General features: G+C 72.6%; 13 protein-coding genes. 7 read left to right on the top strand and 6 right to left on the bottom strand.

Translation table 11 applies throughout. The annotated features are described in order from the left end of the window. Nucleotides 1-4 precede the first annotated feature (4 nt). From ABZ664_RS11865 to ABZ664_RS11845, 5 genes are all read right to left on the bottom strand, one after another. Nucleotides 5-868 (bottom strand): ATP-binding cassette domain-containing protein, encoded by an 864-nt coding sequence (locus ABZ664_RS11865; protein ID WP_362506910.1) that lies wholly within the window; start codon nt 866-868, stop codon nt 5-7. Beyond that, nucleotides 865-1,926, bottom strand: a complete 1,062-nt coding sequence (locus ABZ664_RS11860) for an ABC transporter ATP-binding protein (RefSeq protein WP_362506907.1) — start codon at nt 1,924-1,926, stop codon at nt 865-867. The genes ABZ664_RS11865 and ABZ664_RS11860 overlap by 4 nt, the downstream gene beginning before the upstream one ends. Further along, nucleotides 1,923-2,825, bottom strand: coding sequence for an ABC transporter permease (locus ABZ664_RS11855; RefSeq protein ID WP_362506904.1), 903 nt, complete (start codon nt 2,823-2,825; stop codon nt 1,923-1,925). The genes ABZ664_RS11860 and ABZ664_RS11855 overlap by 4 nt, the downstream gene beginning before the upstream one ends. Continuing rightward, on the bottom strand, nt 2,822-3,760 hold the full coding sequence (locus ABZ664_RS11850; RefSeq protein WP_362506901.1) for an ABC transporter permease: 939 nt from the start codon (nt 3,758-3,760) through the stop codon (nt 2,822-2,824). Before ABZ664_RS11850 ends, ABZ664_RS11855 begins: the two co-directional genes overlap by 4 nt. Nucleotides 3,761-3,861: 101 nt before the next feature. Continuing rightward, nucleotides 3,862-5,544 (bottom strand): ABC transporter substrate-binding protein, encoded by a 1,683-nt coding sequence (locus ABZ664_RS11845; RefSeq protein ID WP_362506898.1) that lies wholly within the window; start codon nt 5,542-5,544, stop codon nt 3,862-3,864. Between the two features lie 442 nt (nt 5,545-5,986). Between ABZ664_RS11845 and ABZ664_RS11840 the strand changes: the two genes are divergently transcribed. From ABZ664_RS11840 to ABZ664_RS11810, 7 genes are all read left to right on the top strand, one after another. Then, a complete protein-coding gene (locus tag ABZ664_RS11840; protein ID WP_362506894.1) occupies nt 5,987-6,682 on the top strand; it encodes a hypothetical protein in 696 nt (231 codons plus the stop codon). 5 nt (nt 6,683-6,687) lie between these two features. Beyond that, complete coding sequence (locus ABZ664_RS11835; protein ID WP_362506891.1) at nt 6,688-8,067, top strand: amidohydrolase family protein; 1,380 nt, start codon at nt 6,688-6,690, stop codon at nt 8,065-8,067. Continuing rightward, nucleotides 8,064-9,446 carry an amidohydrolase family protein gene (locus tag ABZ664_RS11830; protein WP_362506889.1) on the top strand — a complete coding sequence of 461 codons (1,383 nt, stop codon included), beginning with the start codon at nt 8,064-8,066 and terminating at the stop codon, nt 9,444-9,446. Before ABZ664_RS11835 ends, ABZ664_RS11830 begins: the two co-directional genes overlap by 4 nt. Next, nucleotides 9,434-10,690 carry an aminopeptidase gene (locus tag ABZ664_RS11825; protein WP_362506886.1) on the top strand — a complete coding sequence of 419 codons (1,257 nt, stop codon included), beginning with the start codon at nt 9,434-9,436 and terminating at the stop codon, nt 10,688-10,690. The genes ABZ664_RS11830 and ABZ664_RS11825 overlap by 13 nt, the downstream gene beginning before the upstream one ends. A gap of 46 nt (nt 10,691-10,736) precedes the next feature. After that, nucleotides 10,737-11,501, top strand: coding sequence for a (S)-ureidoglycine aminohydrolase (gene allE, locus ABZ664_RS11820; RefSeq protein ID WP_362506883.1), 765 nt, complete (start codon nt 10,737-10,739; stop codon nt 11,499-11,501). Next, a complete protein-coding gene (locus ABZ664_RS11815; RefSeq protein ID WP_362506880.1) occupies nt 11,488-12,771 on the top strand; it encodes an amidohydrolase family protein in 1,284 nt (427 codons plus the stop codon). The genes allE and ABZ664_RS11815 overlap by 14 nt, the downstream gene beginning before the upstream one ends. 78 nt (nt 12,772-12,849) lie before the next feature. Continuing rightward, on the top strand, nt 12,850-13,878 hold the full coding sequence (locus ABZ664_RS11810; RefSeq protein WP_362506877.1) for a LacI family DNA-binding transcriptional regulator: 1,029 nt from the start codon (nt 12,850-12,852) through the stop codon (nt 13,876-13,878). Between the two features lie 134 nt (nt 13,879-14,012). Here ABZ664_RS11810 and ABZ664_RS11805 read toward each other — a convergent pair whose 3' ends face one another. Next, nucleotides 14,013-16,352: a transglycosylase domain-containing protein gene (locus tag ABZ664_RS11805; RefSeq protein WP_362506874.1), complete on the bottom strand. Its 2,340-nt coding sequence runs from the start codon at nt 16,350-16,352 to the stop codon at nt 14,013-14,015. Nucleotides 16,353-16,388 lie beyond the last annotated feature (36 nt).

Genomic DNA, 16,388 nt, shown 5'->3' with positions numbered 1-16,388 from the left:
GGGGTCAGTACCGGGCGAGCAGATCGCGGCGGGCCTGCCCCACGCGGGCCGGGTCCCAGCCGGGGCGCGGGACACTGGACAGCAGCAGCCGGGTGTAGGGGTGCTCCGGCCGCTGGAGCACCCGGGAGGTGGGGCCGCGTTCGATCACGGCCCCGCGGAACATGACCACCACGTCGTCGGTGACCCAGCGCACGACCTCCAGGTCGTGGCTGACGAACACCAGCGCCACGCCCATGTCACGGCGGATCTCCGAGAGCAGGTTGAGGATCTGCGCCTGGATGGACACGTCCAGCGCGGCCACCGCCTCGTCCAGCACCAGCATGCGCGGCCGGGCGGCCAGCGCCCTGGCGATGGCGACGCGCTGCCGCTGCCCGCCGGACAGCGCGCGGGGCAGCGCCGCCGCCTCGCGTGAGCCGAGCCCGACCTGGTCCAGCAGTTCCCGCCGACGGCGGGCGCGGGTGGGCGGGTCCGACTCGGTGTGCAGCCGGAGTATCTCGTCGAGGGCGTCGGCGACGCTCTGCCGGGGATCCAGGCTCTGGTAGGGGTCCTGGAAGACGAGCTGCACGATCCGGGCACGCCGCATCCGGTCGCGGCGGTCGCGGCCGTGGCCGGACTCAAGGCCGTCGAAGCGGATCGTGCCGGAGTCGGGCCGCTCCAGCCCGACGATCAGCCGTGCCGTCGTGGTCTTGCCGGAGCCGGACTCGCCGACGACGCCCAGCGAGCCGCCGGCCGCGACCTCGAAGGAGACGTCGTCGACCGCGACGACCCGCCCTCGGTCGTACGTCTTGCGCAACCCCTCGGCCCGCAGCAGGGGGTGCTCGCCCGCTGCGGCGGGCCGGGGGGAGGTGGGACTCGCCTCTGGTGTCACGGTCGGCTCCTCTGTCGCGGCCGGGCCGGTCCGGCGGGTTCCTCGGTCTCCACCCCGGACGTGACCGGGGCGGAGGTGTCGGTGAGGGCGAGGTCGTCGGCCCGGTGGCAGGCGACCAGGTGCCCGGCGATCGCCCGGGGGCGGGGAGCCGACTCGTGGCAGGCGTCGGCCGCGTACACGCAGCGCGGCGCGAAGGCGCAGCCGGGCGGCGCCTCGAACAGCCCGAGCGGGCGTCCGGGCACCGCCCGCAGCGTCGTCCGGCCGGGGCCCGGCCGGGAGGCGAAGAGCGCCGCCGTGTAGGGGTGGCGCGGGCGGCGGTGCAGCGCGTCCGCGTCGGCGACCTCGACGATCGAGCCCGCGTACATCACATGGATGCGGTCGCAGACGGCCGCCGCGAGGTCGAGGTCGTGGGTGACCAGCACGATGGCGAGCCCGCGCTCGCGCCGAAGGCGCAGCAGGATCGCCATGATCTCCGCCTGGGTGGTGACGTCCAGCGCGGTGGTCGGCTCGTCGGCGAGCAGCAGTTCGGGCTCGCCGGCCAGTGCGGCAGCGATCATCACTCGCTGGAGCATCCCGCCGGACAGCTCGTGCGGGTACTGGCGCAGGTGGCGTCCGGGGTCGGGCAGGCCGACCTCGTCCAGCAGGCCGGCGGCCACGGCGAGCGCCTTGCCGCGTGGCAGTCCCCGGTGGACGCGCAGCCCTTCGGTGAGGAACGCGCCGATGCGCTGGAACGGGTTGATGTGCGCCCGGGGGTCCTGGAAGATCATCGCGGTGGTGCGAGACCGCATCTCGCGCAGCACCGACGCCGGGGCGCCGAGGACGTCCCGCCCGGCCACCAGGACCCGGCCCTCCACCCGGGACCGTGGCGGGGTGAGTCCGACTGCGGTGCGCAGCGTCATCGACTTGCCGGAGCCGGACTCTCCGACCAGACCGACGATCTCACCTTTCCCGCAGGTCAGAAAGACCGTTTCGAGGATGGGGCGGCCGACGCCGCCGGTGGTCACCGCCAGGGACAGGCCCTGCACCTCAAGCATCGGATCGATCCGGGGCGCGCTCACCGGTCCGCCTTCCTGATGTGGTCGGCGATGCCCTCGCCGAGCAGGCTGAACGCGACGACGGCGATCACGATGACGGCGCCGGGGGCGAGCGCGGACAGCGGCGCTCCCTGGAGCAGCGCCGACTGGCCCTCGGAGATCATGGCGCCCCAGTCCGCCTGCGGTGGCTGGACGCTGAAACCGAGGAAGGAGAGCCCGGCGAGATCGATCATCGCGTAACCGAAGCACAGCGACGCCTGGGCCAGCACGAACGGCGCGATGTTGGGGATGAGGTGCCGCGTCGTGATGCCCCAGGCGGAGAAGCCCTGGATCTCCAGTGACCGGATGTAGGGGCGGTGTCGTTCACTGAGCGCGACGCCGCGCGTCATCCGCGCCATGTACGGGGTGTAGGCGACGGCGAGGGCGAGCACCGTGGAGTCCAGGCCCGCGCCGAGCACGGCGACCAGCAGGATCGCCAGCAGCACGCCGGGAAAGGAGAAGATCACCTCGATGACGCGGGACAGCGCCGCGTCGATCCAGCCGCCGTACCAGGCGGCCACCACGCCGATCGCGACGCCGAGGACGGTGGCTCCGGTGACGACGCCGAGCGGTCCGAGCAGCGAGGTGCGGGCGCCCCAGATCAGCCGGGACAGCACGTCGCGTCCGGCCTGGTCGGCGCCGAGCGGATGCGCGGCGGACGGCCCGGCCAGGCTGTCGGAGAGCGAGACCGCGTCCGGGTCCTGCGGGGACAGCCACGGGGCGAAAACCGCCACCACGACCAGGACCGTGAGGACCGCGACCGAGAACACGACCAGCGGGCCGCCTCCGACCGGACGGGGCACCCAGCGGCGCCGCACCAGGGGGGCGGCGTCGGCGAGAGTCCCGGCAGGACTTCCGGCGGGGCTTCCGGCGGGGATGCTCATCGGGCACCCGCCTTTCCGCGCACCCGCGGGTCGATCAGCGGGTACAGCAGGTCCACCAGCAGGTTGGACAGCGCGAACACCGCGACGATGATCAGGACGATGGCCTGGGTGACAGGGAAGTCCTTGGCGTTGACCGACTGCACGAGCAGCGACCCCATTCCGTTGAGCCCGAAGGCGGTCTCGACCAGGGTCGTGGTGACCAGCAGGCCGGAGACCACCAGCCCGGCGAGTGTGACGACCGGGGCCATCGCGTTGCGGAAGACGTGCCGCCAGATGATCCGGCGCTCGGGCATGCCGCGGACCCGGGCGGTCTCGACGTACTCCTTGCCGAGTTCGGTGAGCATGGAGGACCGGGTCGCGCGGGCGACCAGCGCCACCGACGACAGCGCCAGCGCGATCGCGGGCAGGGTGAGGTGCCAGATCCGGTCCCAGAGTCCCTCACCCGCACCGAAGGCGGGGAACCAGCCAAGCGTCACGGCGAAGAACGAGGTCAGCCCGATCGCGACCACGAAGGCGGGGGTGCCCATCGCGACCGTGGTCCCGATGATCGCGACGGCGTCCACCGTGCCGCGGCGGACCGCGGCGAGCACGCCGAGCAGGACACCGGACAGCAGGATGAGTACCGAGGCGTACGCGACGAGCGCGAGCGTGGTGGGGATCCGGGAGGCGATCAGGCCGCCGACCGGCTGCCGGAACTGCAGGGACTGGCCGAAGTCGCCCGTCAGCAGCCCGCCGAGCCAGGAGACGAACCGCTGGGGGAAGGGATCGTCCAGGTTGTACTGGGCGCGGATGGCCCGCAGTGTGTCGGCGGTCACCGAGTTGCCGCGGGCCAGGAAGGACTCGGGAGACCCCGGCGCGAGGTACATCGCGCCGAAGATCACCACAGAGGTCGCCAGCATGACCAGGACCAGCGCGAGCAGCCGGCGACCCAGCACGGGCAGCACCGTCCCCGGCCATCCCGGTGGGCGGTCGCGTTCCGTCCCCGGTTTCCGTGCCTTCGGCGGTGGCACGACTGCCGCGCCCGGTGGGACTCCGGTCACGACGCCGTCCCGAGATCGGCCGCCCACGGGTAGTGCAGCTGGACGTAGGAGGCGGGAGTGCCGGTGAGCCTGTTGTTGAGGAAGAGGGTGTTGTACGGCGCGTACAGCGGGATCCACACCAACTCGTCGACCACGATCCGCTGTGCGTCGGCGACCAGCGCGGCACGGGCCTCCGGGTCCCCGGTCTTCCCGGCCTCGGCCACCAGCTTGTCGAACCCGGTGTTGGAGAACCCGGCGAAGTTGTAGAAGTGCCCTGTTTGGAAGTACTGGTACATCTGCAGCGGGTCGGCGAAGTCGGTGCCCCAGCCGGTCAGGTACAGGTCGATGCCCTCGCGGGCCTTCTTGTCGGTGTACACGCCGCTGTACTGGTCGGCGGGGATGCTTCTGATCTCGACCTGGAGGCCGATCTGCTTGGCGGCGGCCTGGATCTCCGCGCCGATCACCGGCACCTCGGCCTCGCCGTTCGTCGTCGCCAGCACGATCGGCCCGGTGGGCGCGCCCGCCTCGGCGACCAGCTTCCTCGCCTCGTCGAGACGGCGCTCGGTGACGGTGAGGGCGTCCCACGCCTTCTGGTACGTCTCGTCGGCGTAGCCCCAGGAGCCGGGCACGGCGGGGGCCTTCTGCGGTTCTCCCGCACCCTGGAGCACGGCCTTGATGATGCCGTCGCGGTCGATCGCCATCGACAGCGCGCGGCGGATGCGCACGTCGCCGAGCGGGCCGTCAAAGTTCATCACGATGGCGTTGAAGCCCTGGGTGCTGCGGCCGTAGTAGACCTTTCCCTGCCCGCTGGAGGCCAGGCGCCGCAGCGAGGACGGCGGCAGGAACCAGCCGCCGTCGATCGACCCGGCCAGCATGCCGTTGACCGCGGCCGCCGGGTCGCGGACGAACTGGAACACCACCTCCTTGGCCTTGGCCCTGTGCGCCGGGTCGAAGTAGTCGTCGTCACGGGCGAGCGTCATGGACTGGCCCTTGTCCCAGGAGGCGAGCGAGAACGGGCCGACGCAGTTCACGCCGCCGTCCGGTGTCCCGTAGGACTTCCCCTTCGCCTGCACGGTCGCCTTGCTGTCGATGATCCCGGCGGGACTGCTCATGTAGGAGTTGAAGAGCGCGTCGGGCTGCTTGAGGGTGACCGTGACCTCCAGCGGGCCGGTCGCCTTGACCGTGGAGACGTTGGCGTACGCGCCGGACCAGAAGGACCCGGCGGCGGTGTCGAGGTTGCGGCTCAGGCTGAAGGCGGCGTCCTCGGCGGTCAGCGGGGTGCCGTCGTGGAAGGTGACCCCGGAACGCAGCCGGTAGACCCAGGTCTTCGGGGACGGGTTGTCGAAGGACTCGGCCAGCGCGGGCTCCAGCGACATGTCGGGGGCGAGCCGCAGCAGACCCTCGCAGACATTGGCCATGATCTGGCCGGTCGCGAAGCTGGCGTTGTAGATCCAGTCGAAGGACGAAGGCTCGGCCGCCACGGACCAGGTGACGCGGTCGAGTTCCCCCGCTCCGGCGGGGGTCCGTTCGGTGACGGTGATCGTGTCCTTACCCTCGGAGGCGGTGGGGGCGGTGGGAGAGGCGGATCCCGCGGGGGCGGCGCAGCCGGCCAGAGAGAGGACCCCGGCGGTGAGGGCCGCGGCGATCGGCCGATGGCGGGCTGGTCTGGCAGGTCTGGCAGAGCTGGAGTCGGCGGTCAAGGGATACCTCCGGGACTGCGGATCAGGTGGCTCGGGCGGTGGGCGTACCGCGTCCGGCCGCCGGTTCTGTGACTGCGGGAGCACCGGTTCCGGGGTGGGGGCCGGTGCCGAGTCGAGGTTGTGTGACTGGGCGGGGCGCCGGCTCGGATGACGGGATGAGCGTTCGGTAGCCGGTTCTGTGACTGTTGGCGGGGCGCCGGTTCCGGCGGTGAGGGCCGGTTCCGAGCCGATGATTCGGCGAGGGGTGTTCGCCGTGGTTGGCGGCAGTTAACCCCAGCTGGTTCCGGGGGGTCAAGGGTCTAAAGAAACGTTCCTGTTAACAAAAGAAACGTTTCTTTTTTCTCTTGCATGGGTCATGATGCTGTCCGTCGGCGCTCTGGCCCCCTCCAGGGGAGGCGGGGCCGCCCCACCCCCTGTCCTTCCATCCACCGGAAGGTGTGTGATGACCCAGCCCTGGATCCTGGTGACCGGGAACGGTGCCTTCGGCGCTTCGGCGAGCCGCGCCGAACTGCACTACCCCGAGAATCCCAGTAGCGCCGTCGCCCTCGCGCTCGACGGCGAGACGATCGCCGGACACCGCGTGGCCGCCCGGAGCCTCGCCTGGTGCTCACACCCGGAGGAGGCGCTGCTCCCCCTGCTCGTCGGCCCGTCCGCCGGTGAGGGGCCTCCGGCGGCGGTGGTGTCCTGCGGGGTGTTCTCGGGGCGCGCCGTCGTCACCGCGGAACGGGTCGCCGTCAACGTGCAGGACTTCCAGTTCGCCGACGACCGGGGTCACCGGCCGGCCGGTGACCCCGTCTATCCGGACGGTCCCGCCGCCTACCTGTCGACCCTGCCGATCAAGGCCATGACCATGGCGATGCGCGCGGCCGGCGTCCCCGCCCTGGTCTCCAACTCCGCCTCCACCCATGGCTGCAACTCCGTCATGTACACCGCGCTGCATCTGGCCGCCAGGCACGGGCTGCCCTCCAGGTGCGGCTTCCTGCATCTGCCGGATCCTCCGGGCCACGTGGCCAGGATCGGGCACAACGGACCGAGCATGGACCTGTCGCTACAGGTCACCGCTGTGCGCGCGGCTCTGCGCGCACTGGTCGAGAACCCGGCCGACATCAGCACGCCGGCCAACGAATGGGAGTGGTGACCGACATGCCACAGGAACTCGACCTGTTGATCCGCGCCGGGCGGGTCCACGGCCACGACGGCCTCGTGGACGTCCACGTCAGGAACGGGCTGGTCGTCGCGGTGGAGCCGACGGCCGTCCCCGCCGGGAACGGTCAAGCAGGAAACGACCGAACCGGGGACGGGCAAGCGGGGGAGGGACGCGCGAGGGCCGTCCCGGCCGAGGCGCGCGAGGTGCTGGACGCCGCTGGTGGGCTGGTCTCGCGTTCCTTCACCGAGCCGCACTATCACCCGGACAAGGCGTACAGCCGCCGCCTGGCCCCCGAGGGGACGGCGGACGGGTTCGCCCGCGCCCGCGCGATCAAGGCGGGCTTCACCGTTCCCGATGTGACCGAGCGCGCCCTCCGGGCGCTGCGACTGGCATCCGCGAACGGTGTCACGGCACTGCGCGCCAACGTGGACGTCGACTCGGTGTCCGGGCTGACCGGGCTGCACGGCGTGCTCGCCGCCCGCGAGCGGGTGGCGCACCTGCTCGACGTGCAGATCGTCGCGTTCCCGCAGGAAGGGCTGCTGCGGGACCCGCTGGCCAGGCCGCTGCTGGTCGAGGCGCTGCGCTCGGGCGCCGGGCTGGTCGGTGGCTGGCCCAACGTCGAGGAGGGGGTCGAGGCGCAGCGGGCTCACGTACGCGAGGTGTTCGACCTGGCCGAGCGGTTCGGCGCCGATGTGGACATCCACCTGGACTGTGAGATCGACGCGACCGAGACCATGCTGGAGTTCACCGCCGCCGAGACCGTACGGCGCGGCTACCAGGGACGGGTCGTGGCGAGCCACTGCTGCGGCCTGGAGGTGTACGACGACGCGGACGCGGCCCGTGTGATCGCGGCGGTGGCAGAGGCCGACGTGCGAGTGGTGGTCGTCCCGCTGAACCTGGTGGACGGCGGCCCGCGCGGGCTGTCCCGGCCACGGCAACTGGCCGAGGCCGGGGTGGTCGTGGCCGCGGGCAGCGACAACCTGAACGACGGCTGGTACGCGCTGGGAACGCTGGACCCGATGGACCGGGCGCAGACGGCGTTCCTCGGCGCCGGATACCACGACGAGGGCGCGCTGGACACCGCGTGGGACCTGGTCTGCGGTCAGGCGGCGGCCGCGATCGGCGGGCGCCCCGGTGACATCGCCGTCGGGGAGGACGCGGACCTGGTGGTGTTCGAGGTGCCGGACCGGGCCACCGCCCTGGCCGGGGTGCCGGGGCGTCGCGTCACACTGCGGCGCGGCCGGGTGGTCGGTCGCAGGGACACCACCGGAACCACCGCGCACGGGCCGATCGGTCTCACCGCCGCCCTCTCCGGCACCGGGACACCCGGTGGCACGGGCTCCGGCGGTCCCACCCAGGAAAAGGCGAGCGCGTGATCGGGCGGGTGGACCTGGCGGTGGTCGGAGGCACCGTGCTGACCCCCACCGGCGCGGCGCCCGCGACCCTGCTGGTGGACCGGGGGCGCGTGCGCGCGGTGGTCCCGCGGGAGACCCCGGTGGACGCCGCCGAGGTGCTCGACGCCACCGGCCTGCACGTGATGGCCGGGATCATCGACCTGCACGTCCACTTCGACGTCCCGGGCATCTCCTTCGAGGAGGACTTCCGCACCGGCACCCGGTGTGCCGCCGCCGGAGGCGTCACCTTCGTGATGGAGCACCCCTTCTCCAACCCGCCGACCACGACCGCCGCCCGGTACGCCGCCAAGAGCGAGCGGGCCGCGGCCGGCGCGGTCGTCGACTTCGGCCTGTGGGGCGCGCTCACCCGGCCGTCGCTGGAGGAGATGGTGGGCCAGCGCGCACTGGGGGCCCCCGGCTTCAAGGCGTTCCTGCCGGAGAACACCATGGGCTTCCCGCCCGCCACCGAGACGGACCTGCTGACCGGGATGGCCACCGCGGCCCGGCTCGGCGCGCGGGTGCTGGTGCACGCCGAGGATCACGACACGCTGGTCTCCGCCGAGGCCAGACTGCGCGCCGGCGGGCGTACCGACCTGACCGCGCTGCTGGAGGCGCGCCCGCCGTCGGCCGAGATCGACGCGGTACGCCACGTGCTGCGGCTGGCCCGCAGGACCGGCTGTGCCGTCCACCTCGTGCACCTGTCCACCCCCGAGGCGGTCGACCTGGTCGCCGAAGCACGGGCGGAGGGGATGGACGCCACCTGCGAGGTCACCGCCCACCATCTGCTGCTGGACGACGGTGACCTGCGGCGGGTCGGCGGGTTCGGGGTGTGCGCCCCACCGCTGCGCGACGCCTGGCGGGTGGAGCGGCTGTGGGATCGGGTCCGCGCCGGGCTGGTGCAGGCGATCGTGTCCGACCACTGTCCCTACGACCGCGCGGGCAAGCTCGCCGCCGACACCGACGTGTTCAGCTGTCCGTTCGGGATCCAGGGCGTCCAGGAGTACGCGCCGCTGGTGCTCGGTGAGGCGCTGAGCCGCGGCCTCCCGCTGGACGGGATCGCTCCGCTTTTCACCGCCGGGCCGGCCGCGATCTGCGGGGTCTCCGGTTCCAAGGGCGCGCTGGCACCGGGCATGGACGCGGATCTCGTCCTCCTCGACCTGAACTCTCCCTGGGTGGTCGACTCCGAGGCGCAGCAACTCGCGGCGGAGCGGTGGTCGCCGTACGACGGCCGTGGCTGCGATGTCCGGGTGGTGCGTACCCTGGTGCGCGGCCGGACGGTGGCCGTGGACGGCGAGGTCGTGGCCGCCCCCGGCTCGGGACGCTTCGTCCCCCTCCCCGAGGGGGCCCCGTGCCCGATCTGACGTCCCATGCCCCCGATTCCCCGGTCTCCGGGCCCTCGGACCGGGCCGTCCCCGATCCGGCTCCGTCCCCCGGCGACCCCGAGTCCCCGCACCTCGATCCGTCCTCCGGCGCCCCCGAATCCTCGGGCTCCGAGCCTTCGCGGCAGGCCGTGCCCGTCCCTGTGCTCCCGGAGCCGGATTTCGGAAAGACCGCGCTCCCCGACGCGCGGCTGCGCCAAGGGGCAGCGGAGCTGGTGGGGACCTGCCTGGCCGTGGCGAAGGAGGACCGGGTGCTGGTGCTGACCGACCGGGCCACCCGGCGGCTGGCCGGGATCGTGGCCGACGAGGCCCGGACCCTGGCACCGGACACCGTCGTCGTCGAGGTGCTCCCGGATGTCGCGGCAGGCTACCCGGCGGCCCGGCGGGCGGTCGAGGCGGCGTTGGACGCCCACCGGCCCACCGTCACCGTGTTCGCCGCCGCCGACCCCGAGGACCTGCTCGCCTGGGACCCCTCGTTCTGGGCGCTGCTGGCTCGCGACGGCGTCCGCCACGCCCACATGCCCGCCCTGGACGACGCCTGCCTGGGCATCGGCATGGCCGTCGACTACACCGAGGTGGCCAGGTTCACGCTGAGCGTCCGCGACCTGCTCACCGGCTGCGCGTCGGTGCACGTCACCAGCGCCACCGGTACGGACCTGACGCTGACGTGCGACCCGGTCCGTCCGTGGACGCCGTTCACCGGCCTGTACCGGTGCGGTGGCCAGGGCGGGCGGCTGCCGCAGGGTGAGGTGTTCTGCAGCCCGCGCTCGGCCGAGGGCGTCCTCGCCGCCTCGGTACTCGGCTACCCCCTCAACTCCCGCCACGGTCTGCTCACCGAGCCGGTGCTGATCGAGGTGGCGGCCGGTGAGGCCGTGGAGGTGCGCCACCCCGACACCGCGCTGGCCTCGGAGGTGTACCGCCTCCTGGCGGAGGCACCGGGCGGACTGCGGCTCGGCGAGCTGGCCCTGGGCACCAACCGGGCCCTGACCGGGCTCACCGGCAACCTGCTGTTCGACGAGAACGTGCCCGGCGTGCACATCGCGTTCGGTCACCCGTTCCCGCAGTACACCGGCGCCGACTGGGAGTCCCCGGTCCACCTGGACCTGGTGCTGGAGCGCCCCTCGGTCCGCGTCGACGGGCACACCGTCCTGGACTCCGGCCGGTACGCCTCCGCCGACCAACCCCTTTCCCCCTCGCCACGCCTCCACGGAAGGAAGCGACGTTGACACCCTCCCCACGGCCAAGCCGGGGCCTCCGCGCCGGAGGCATCCGATGACCGGCACCACCCGAGCCGACTACGTGAGCGCCAACCGCGGACGCGTCCGCGACTCCTACATCCTGATGTGCCCGGACAACCTCGTCGAGAACTCCCTTCCCCACCTGCGCGGCGTGGTCGCCAGGCCACTCGCCACGCCACGGGCCCGTCCCGCGGCCTTCGGCGAGTACCTGCTGGAGTTCGAACCGGGCGGTGGAGGCACTCGCCCGCTCGGCGCCGGCTTCGAGAACTTCCTGTACGTCCTCGACGGCGGTCATCTGGACGTGCGAGCCGGAGGGGAGACGCGCTCACTGGCACCCGGCGGATTCGTCTTCCTCCCGCAGGGCACCGAGTTCGAGGTCCTGGCCCCCGGGGACGCGACCCGGGCCCTGTGGGTGAAGCGCCGATACGAGGAGGTGGACGGCGTTCCCGCGCCCGAGCCGGTGACCGGACACGTCGAGGAGGTCGAGCACATCCGCGACGAGAGCATCGGCGGCACGTACGCGCCGCTGCTACCGCTGGACGAGCGCTACGACATGGCGATGAACGTGATGCGGTTCGACATCGGCGCCAGGTTCACCATGGTGGAGGTCCACCATCAGGAGCACGGCCTGTACATGCTCGAAGGCCAGGGGGTCTACTACCTCGGCGACGACCACCTGGAGGTCGCCGAGGGCGACTTCGTCTACATGGCGCCCTACTGCCCGCAGTACTTCTACGCCACCGGATCGACCCGCGCCGGCTACCTGCTCTACAAGGACATCAACCGTGACGGCTTCTGAACCGCCCGCCGACCTCGTCATCGAGAACGCCGTGTACGAGGGCGCGGCCGTGGACGTCGTGATCCGCGGCGGCCTGATCGCCGCGCTCGGTGCCGGCGCGGGCGCCGGTCTGCCCGCCCGCGAACGGATCTCCGCCCGCGGCGGCCTGGTCACGCCGCCGTTCGTCGAGCCGCACAGCCACCCGGACAAGGCGTTGAGCCGCCACTCGATCCGCCGGCTCGGCCTGCCCGAGCGGCTCGTCCACCGCCCCGCGATGATGCAGCGGCAGCGCGACCTGAAGGCGTCCTTCACCGTCGAGGACGTGGCGGCTCGGGCCGGGGCGTTTCTGCGGCTGGCCGCGTCCCAGGGCACGGGGACCGTCGCCGGGCAGGTCGACATCGACACCGTCACCGGGCTGACCTCGTTCGAGGGTGTCATGCGGGCGCGCGAGGAGCACGCCGGCTTGGTGGACCTGCTGGTGACCGCCTTCCCCCAGGAAGGCCTGGTGCAGGATCCCGGCGCGTACGACCTGGTGGCCGAGGCGCTGGCCGCGGGCGCGCACCGGGTCGGCGGGTGGCCCAACAACGAGCGGACCGAGCAGGACCGGCTGTCCCACCTGGACCAGGTCTTCGCGCTGGCCGAGCGGTTCGGCGTCGGGATCGACGTCAACATCGACTACTTCACCGACCCGAGCGAGCGGATGCTGGAACCGCTGGCCGAGCGGACCGTCGCGCACGGCATGCGCGGCCTGGTCAACGCCAACCACGTGGGCGCGCTGGAGACGTACGCCGACGACGACGCGCGACGGGTGATCGAGAAGGTGGCCGCCGCCGGGATCACGGTGACGGTGTGCCCGTCCAACCTGGGGGGATCGCTGCCCTACCGGGGCGTCTCCCGGGCGAACGAGCTGCTCGCCGCGGGGGTGGTCGTCGCGGCGGGGACCGGCAACATGCAGGACAACTGGGAGCCCTTCGGCAACCTGGACCCGCTGGACCTGGCCAGGCTGGCATGGCACGCCTTCCCGCTCGCGGACGAGTCCGACGCGGGGATCGCCGTCGCCTGGGACCTGGTCGGCGCGCACGCGGCGCGGGCGGCCGGGGTCGCCTACGGGGAACTGCGGCCGGGAGCGCCGGCCGACCTCGTCGTGCTGGCGGCCGGCACGCTCACCGACGCGCTGCGCAACGAGCCGGGCCCGCGATGGCTGGTGCGCGGCGGCCGGGTGGTGGCGAGCCGGTCCGGTGAGCTGTGGACGGCGGACGAGCCCGATACCGACCCGGTGGGCGTGCGGTGAGAAAACCCCAGGAAACCTCGATCCGAAACGTTTCTGCTTTGATCGCTCGCCTGGCGGGGCGGTGATATTTTGAAGGACGTGACCAGGGCCGCAGGCGGGCGGGTGACGATTCGCGACGTCGCGGCCGTCGCCGAGGTCTCGGTGACGACGGTCTCCGACGCGCTCAACAACAAGGGCAAGCTCCGTGAGGAGACGCGTGCCCGCATCCGCGAGGTCGCCGAGTCTCTCGGCTACCGCCCCAGCCGGGTCGCGCAGGCGTTCCGGCTGGGACGCACCGGCACCATCGCCCTCGTCCTGCCCAACATGGGCGAGCACGCCGCCGAGCAGGAGATGATCAGCCTCGACTACTACATGTCGATCGCCTCCGGCTGTGCGCGGGCCGCGTTCAGGGAGAGATACTCCCTCACCCTCACCCCGCACATCAGCACGGCCGACGAGTGGCGGCTGATCGGCGCGGACGGGGTCGTGCTGTGCGATCCCGCCGGACTGGACCCGCGTATCGACATGCTGGAGGGCATGGGCGTGCCGGTGGTGTCGATCGAGCGCGACCCGGGACGGCCCGAGCGCCCGTACTACACCTCGGGCGACAACGAGCGCAACATTCGCGACCTGCTGGAGCACCTGTACGAGGCGGGCGCGCGGCGCATCGCGCTGCTGTCGGCCCAGTCGTCCTGGGCGTGGTCGCTGGACGGCCTGCGCGCGTACGAGACGTGGTGCGCCGAGCGGGGCATGCGGCCGAGGGTCGCCCCCGTCTCACTGGACCGGCTGGAGGCCGACTCCTACCGGGCGACCCGCGCGTTGCTGGACGGCGACGAGCCGCCCGACGCGCTGATCGCGTCGGCCGAGCAGTACAGCGAGGGAGCCACCCGGGCCTGCCGTGAGCGGGGCGTCCGCATCCCGGAGGACCTGATGCTCGCGGTCGGAGTCGACAGCCGGTTCGCCCAGCAGTTCGACCCGCCGATCACCGCCATCGACCTGCGGCCGGTGGACCAGGCGTCGGCCGCGGTGGACATGCTGCTGCGGAGGCTGTCCGGCGAACGGGTGGACCGGCCAGAGGTGGTCGCCAGCAAACTGCACATCCGGGCCAGCACCCGGCGTCGAGCCTGAGGGGCGTCCTCGGCCGGTCGGGGGCGTCCCAGGAGCAAGGTTCCGCGGTACGGCGTGGGCCGCGGGCGGCGTATGGGGCGAGGGCCGTCTCGCCGACGTGACCTCCTCCGTTCCGGCGGCGCCCTGTGAAGGGGTCAGCGGTGGCGCGGGCGGTCGCGCCGGTGGGGGGTGCGGTACCGGCGGCGCGTGTCGTTCTCGCGGTAGCTCCGCTCCTGGCGATACCCGCGCTCCCGCCGGTAACGGCCCTCCTCGCGGAAGCGGCGTCCGCGCTCTCCCCGGGCGCCGCGGTCCTCGCGGTCCCCTCTGGCGCCGCGACGGCCCTCGCCGTCAGCGCCCTCCTCCTCGCGCTCCCTGGCGAGGGCCTCCTCCAGGCCGGGGGTGAACCCGCCGCCGAAACGGCTCATGTCGGGACGGCGGAAGTGGGTCTCGCGCGTACCGTCGAGGGCCGCCGACATCGACGAGACCCAGATCGGCCCCGGCAGGGAGGCCCCCTGGACCGAGCCGAAGTACTCGCCGCCGATCTCGACGTCGGTGAGCGGGTAGCGGTAGGAGCCCCGGATGTCGCCCACGCTGACCGCCGCCGCCAGGTCGGGGGTGTAGCCGGCGAACCAGGCCGACGTGTAGCCGTTGTTGGTGCCCGTCTTGCCCGCGGCGGGGCGGCCGATGCTCTGACCGGTCATCGTCCCCTTGGTGAACACCCCGGCCAGCAGGTGGTTGACCGCGTCGGCGACGGCGGGCTCGATCGCCCGCGCGCAGCTGGGCGGGATCTTGAAACGCCTGCCGTCCCGCTCGACGATCTCGACGATCGCCACCGGGCGGCAGTAGCGGCCCCGAGCCCCGAACGCGGCGAACGCGGCGGCCACGGTCACCGGGTCCATCTCGTTCACGCCGAGGGTGAAGGTCGGCACCTCCCGCAGCGGGGCGCCGTCGGCGCGGACGATGCCCAGGGCCTTGGCCGTCGTGACGACCGGGCACAGGCCCACCCGCTGCTCCAGCATCATGTAGAAGATGTTCACCGACTTCCAGGTGCCGGTGGACAGGCTCTGCGGGCCTCCCTTGCCCTCGCCGCTCGCGTTGAAGATCTCCGCGCCGGGATCGTTGACCTCGCGTCCCCGGCAGTCGGTGAAACCGCTGTCGGGGACGAAACTGCCGGGCGTCATGAAACCCTGGTCGAACCGCCAGCCCTGGGCGAGCGCGGTCGCGAGGGTGAACACCTTGAACGTCGAGCCCGCCTGGAAGCCCTGGCCGCCGCCGTGCGCCGTGTCGGCGGGCAGGTTGTAGGTGGTGTTGGGGCCGTTCTTGGCGTTGGCGGCGTTGCCGGGGTTAGGGCCGTACCTCTTGCTCGCCGCCATGGCCCGGATCCGCCCGGTGCCCGGCTGGACCATCGCCTCGGCCGCGACCTCGGTGTCCTTCCTGCCGACCCGCGCGGTGATGGCGCGCTCCGTGGCCCGCTGCGCCTTCGGCGACAGGGTGGTGCGCAGCACGAGGCCGCCCTTCGCCAGGCGGCGTTCCCGCTCGGCGCGGGTGTGGCCGAAGGCCGGGTTGGTGAGCAGCTCCCGGTGCACGTAGAGACAGAAGTAGGGATAGGTGCTCCCGTCGCAGCCGCCGGGCTCGGGTTTGAGCCGGATGGCGAGCGGGCGCCTCTTGGCGGCCTCGGCCCGAGCCGGGGTGACGTACGACAGCTGGGCCATCCGGTCCAGGACGAGGTCCCTGCGCTCGCGCAGCCGCTGCCTGCGCCCGGCGTCCAGCGAGGGGTCGGTGGTGTACGGCGCGCGGACCGCCCCGGCCAGCGCCGCGGCCTGGGGCAGGGTGAGCCGGGCGGCCGGGACGGAGAAGAACCGCTGGGCGGCGGCCTCCACCCCGAAGGCGCCCGCGCCGAAGTAGGCGATGTTGAGATAGCGCTCCAGGATCTCGGCCTTGCTGTACTTCTTCTCCATCGCCAGCGCGTACCGCAGCTCGGTGATCTTGCGCTGGATGCTGGGCGCGCGGGCACGGGCGCGCTCGGTGTCGCTCTCGGAGTTTTCGACCAGGATGTTCTTCACGAGCTGCTGGGTGAGCGAGGACCCGCCCTGCCGCACCCCGCCCGCCCTGGTATTGGTGATCAGGGCGCGCAGGGTGCCCTTGATGTCCAGGCCCGCGTGCTCGTAGAAGCGCGCGTCCTCGATCGCCACGATCGCGTCACGCATCACGGGGGCGACCTGGGCGAGCGTCACCACCGTCCGGTTCTCCGTGTAGAACTGGGCGAACCGCTTGCCGTTCTTGTCCAGCAGCACGGTGCGCTGGGAGAGCGGGTTCTCCCGAGGGCTCGGAGGCAGGTCGGTGAGGGTCCTCGCGACGCTGTTGGCGGTGAGTCCGGCCGTGCCGACCAGTGGCAGCGCGGCCATGGCGGCGAGCAGCCCGCCGAACACCCCGCAGACCACCAGCCCGAGCAGGCACGCGCCGGGCCCGCGTCTCACCTCTGGGCGCGATGTCACGCATAGTAACGTGCGACCAGGTGATCACCTATAAAC

The organism is Streptosporangium sp. NPDC006930 (assembly GCF_040635605.1).
Taxonomy (GTDB): domain Bacteria; phylum Actinomycetota; class Actinomycetes; order Streptosporangiales; family Streptosporangiaceae; genus Streptosporangium.
The sequence above is the reverse complement of the archived record's forward strand: the minus strand, read 5'-3'. Positions and strand labels throughout refer to the sequence as shown.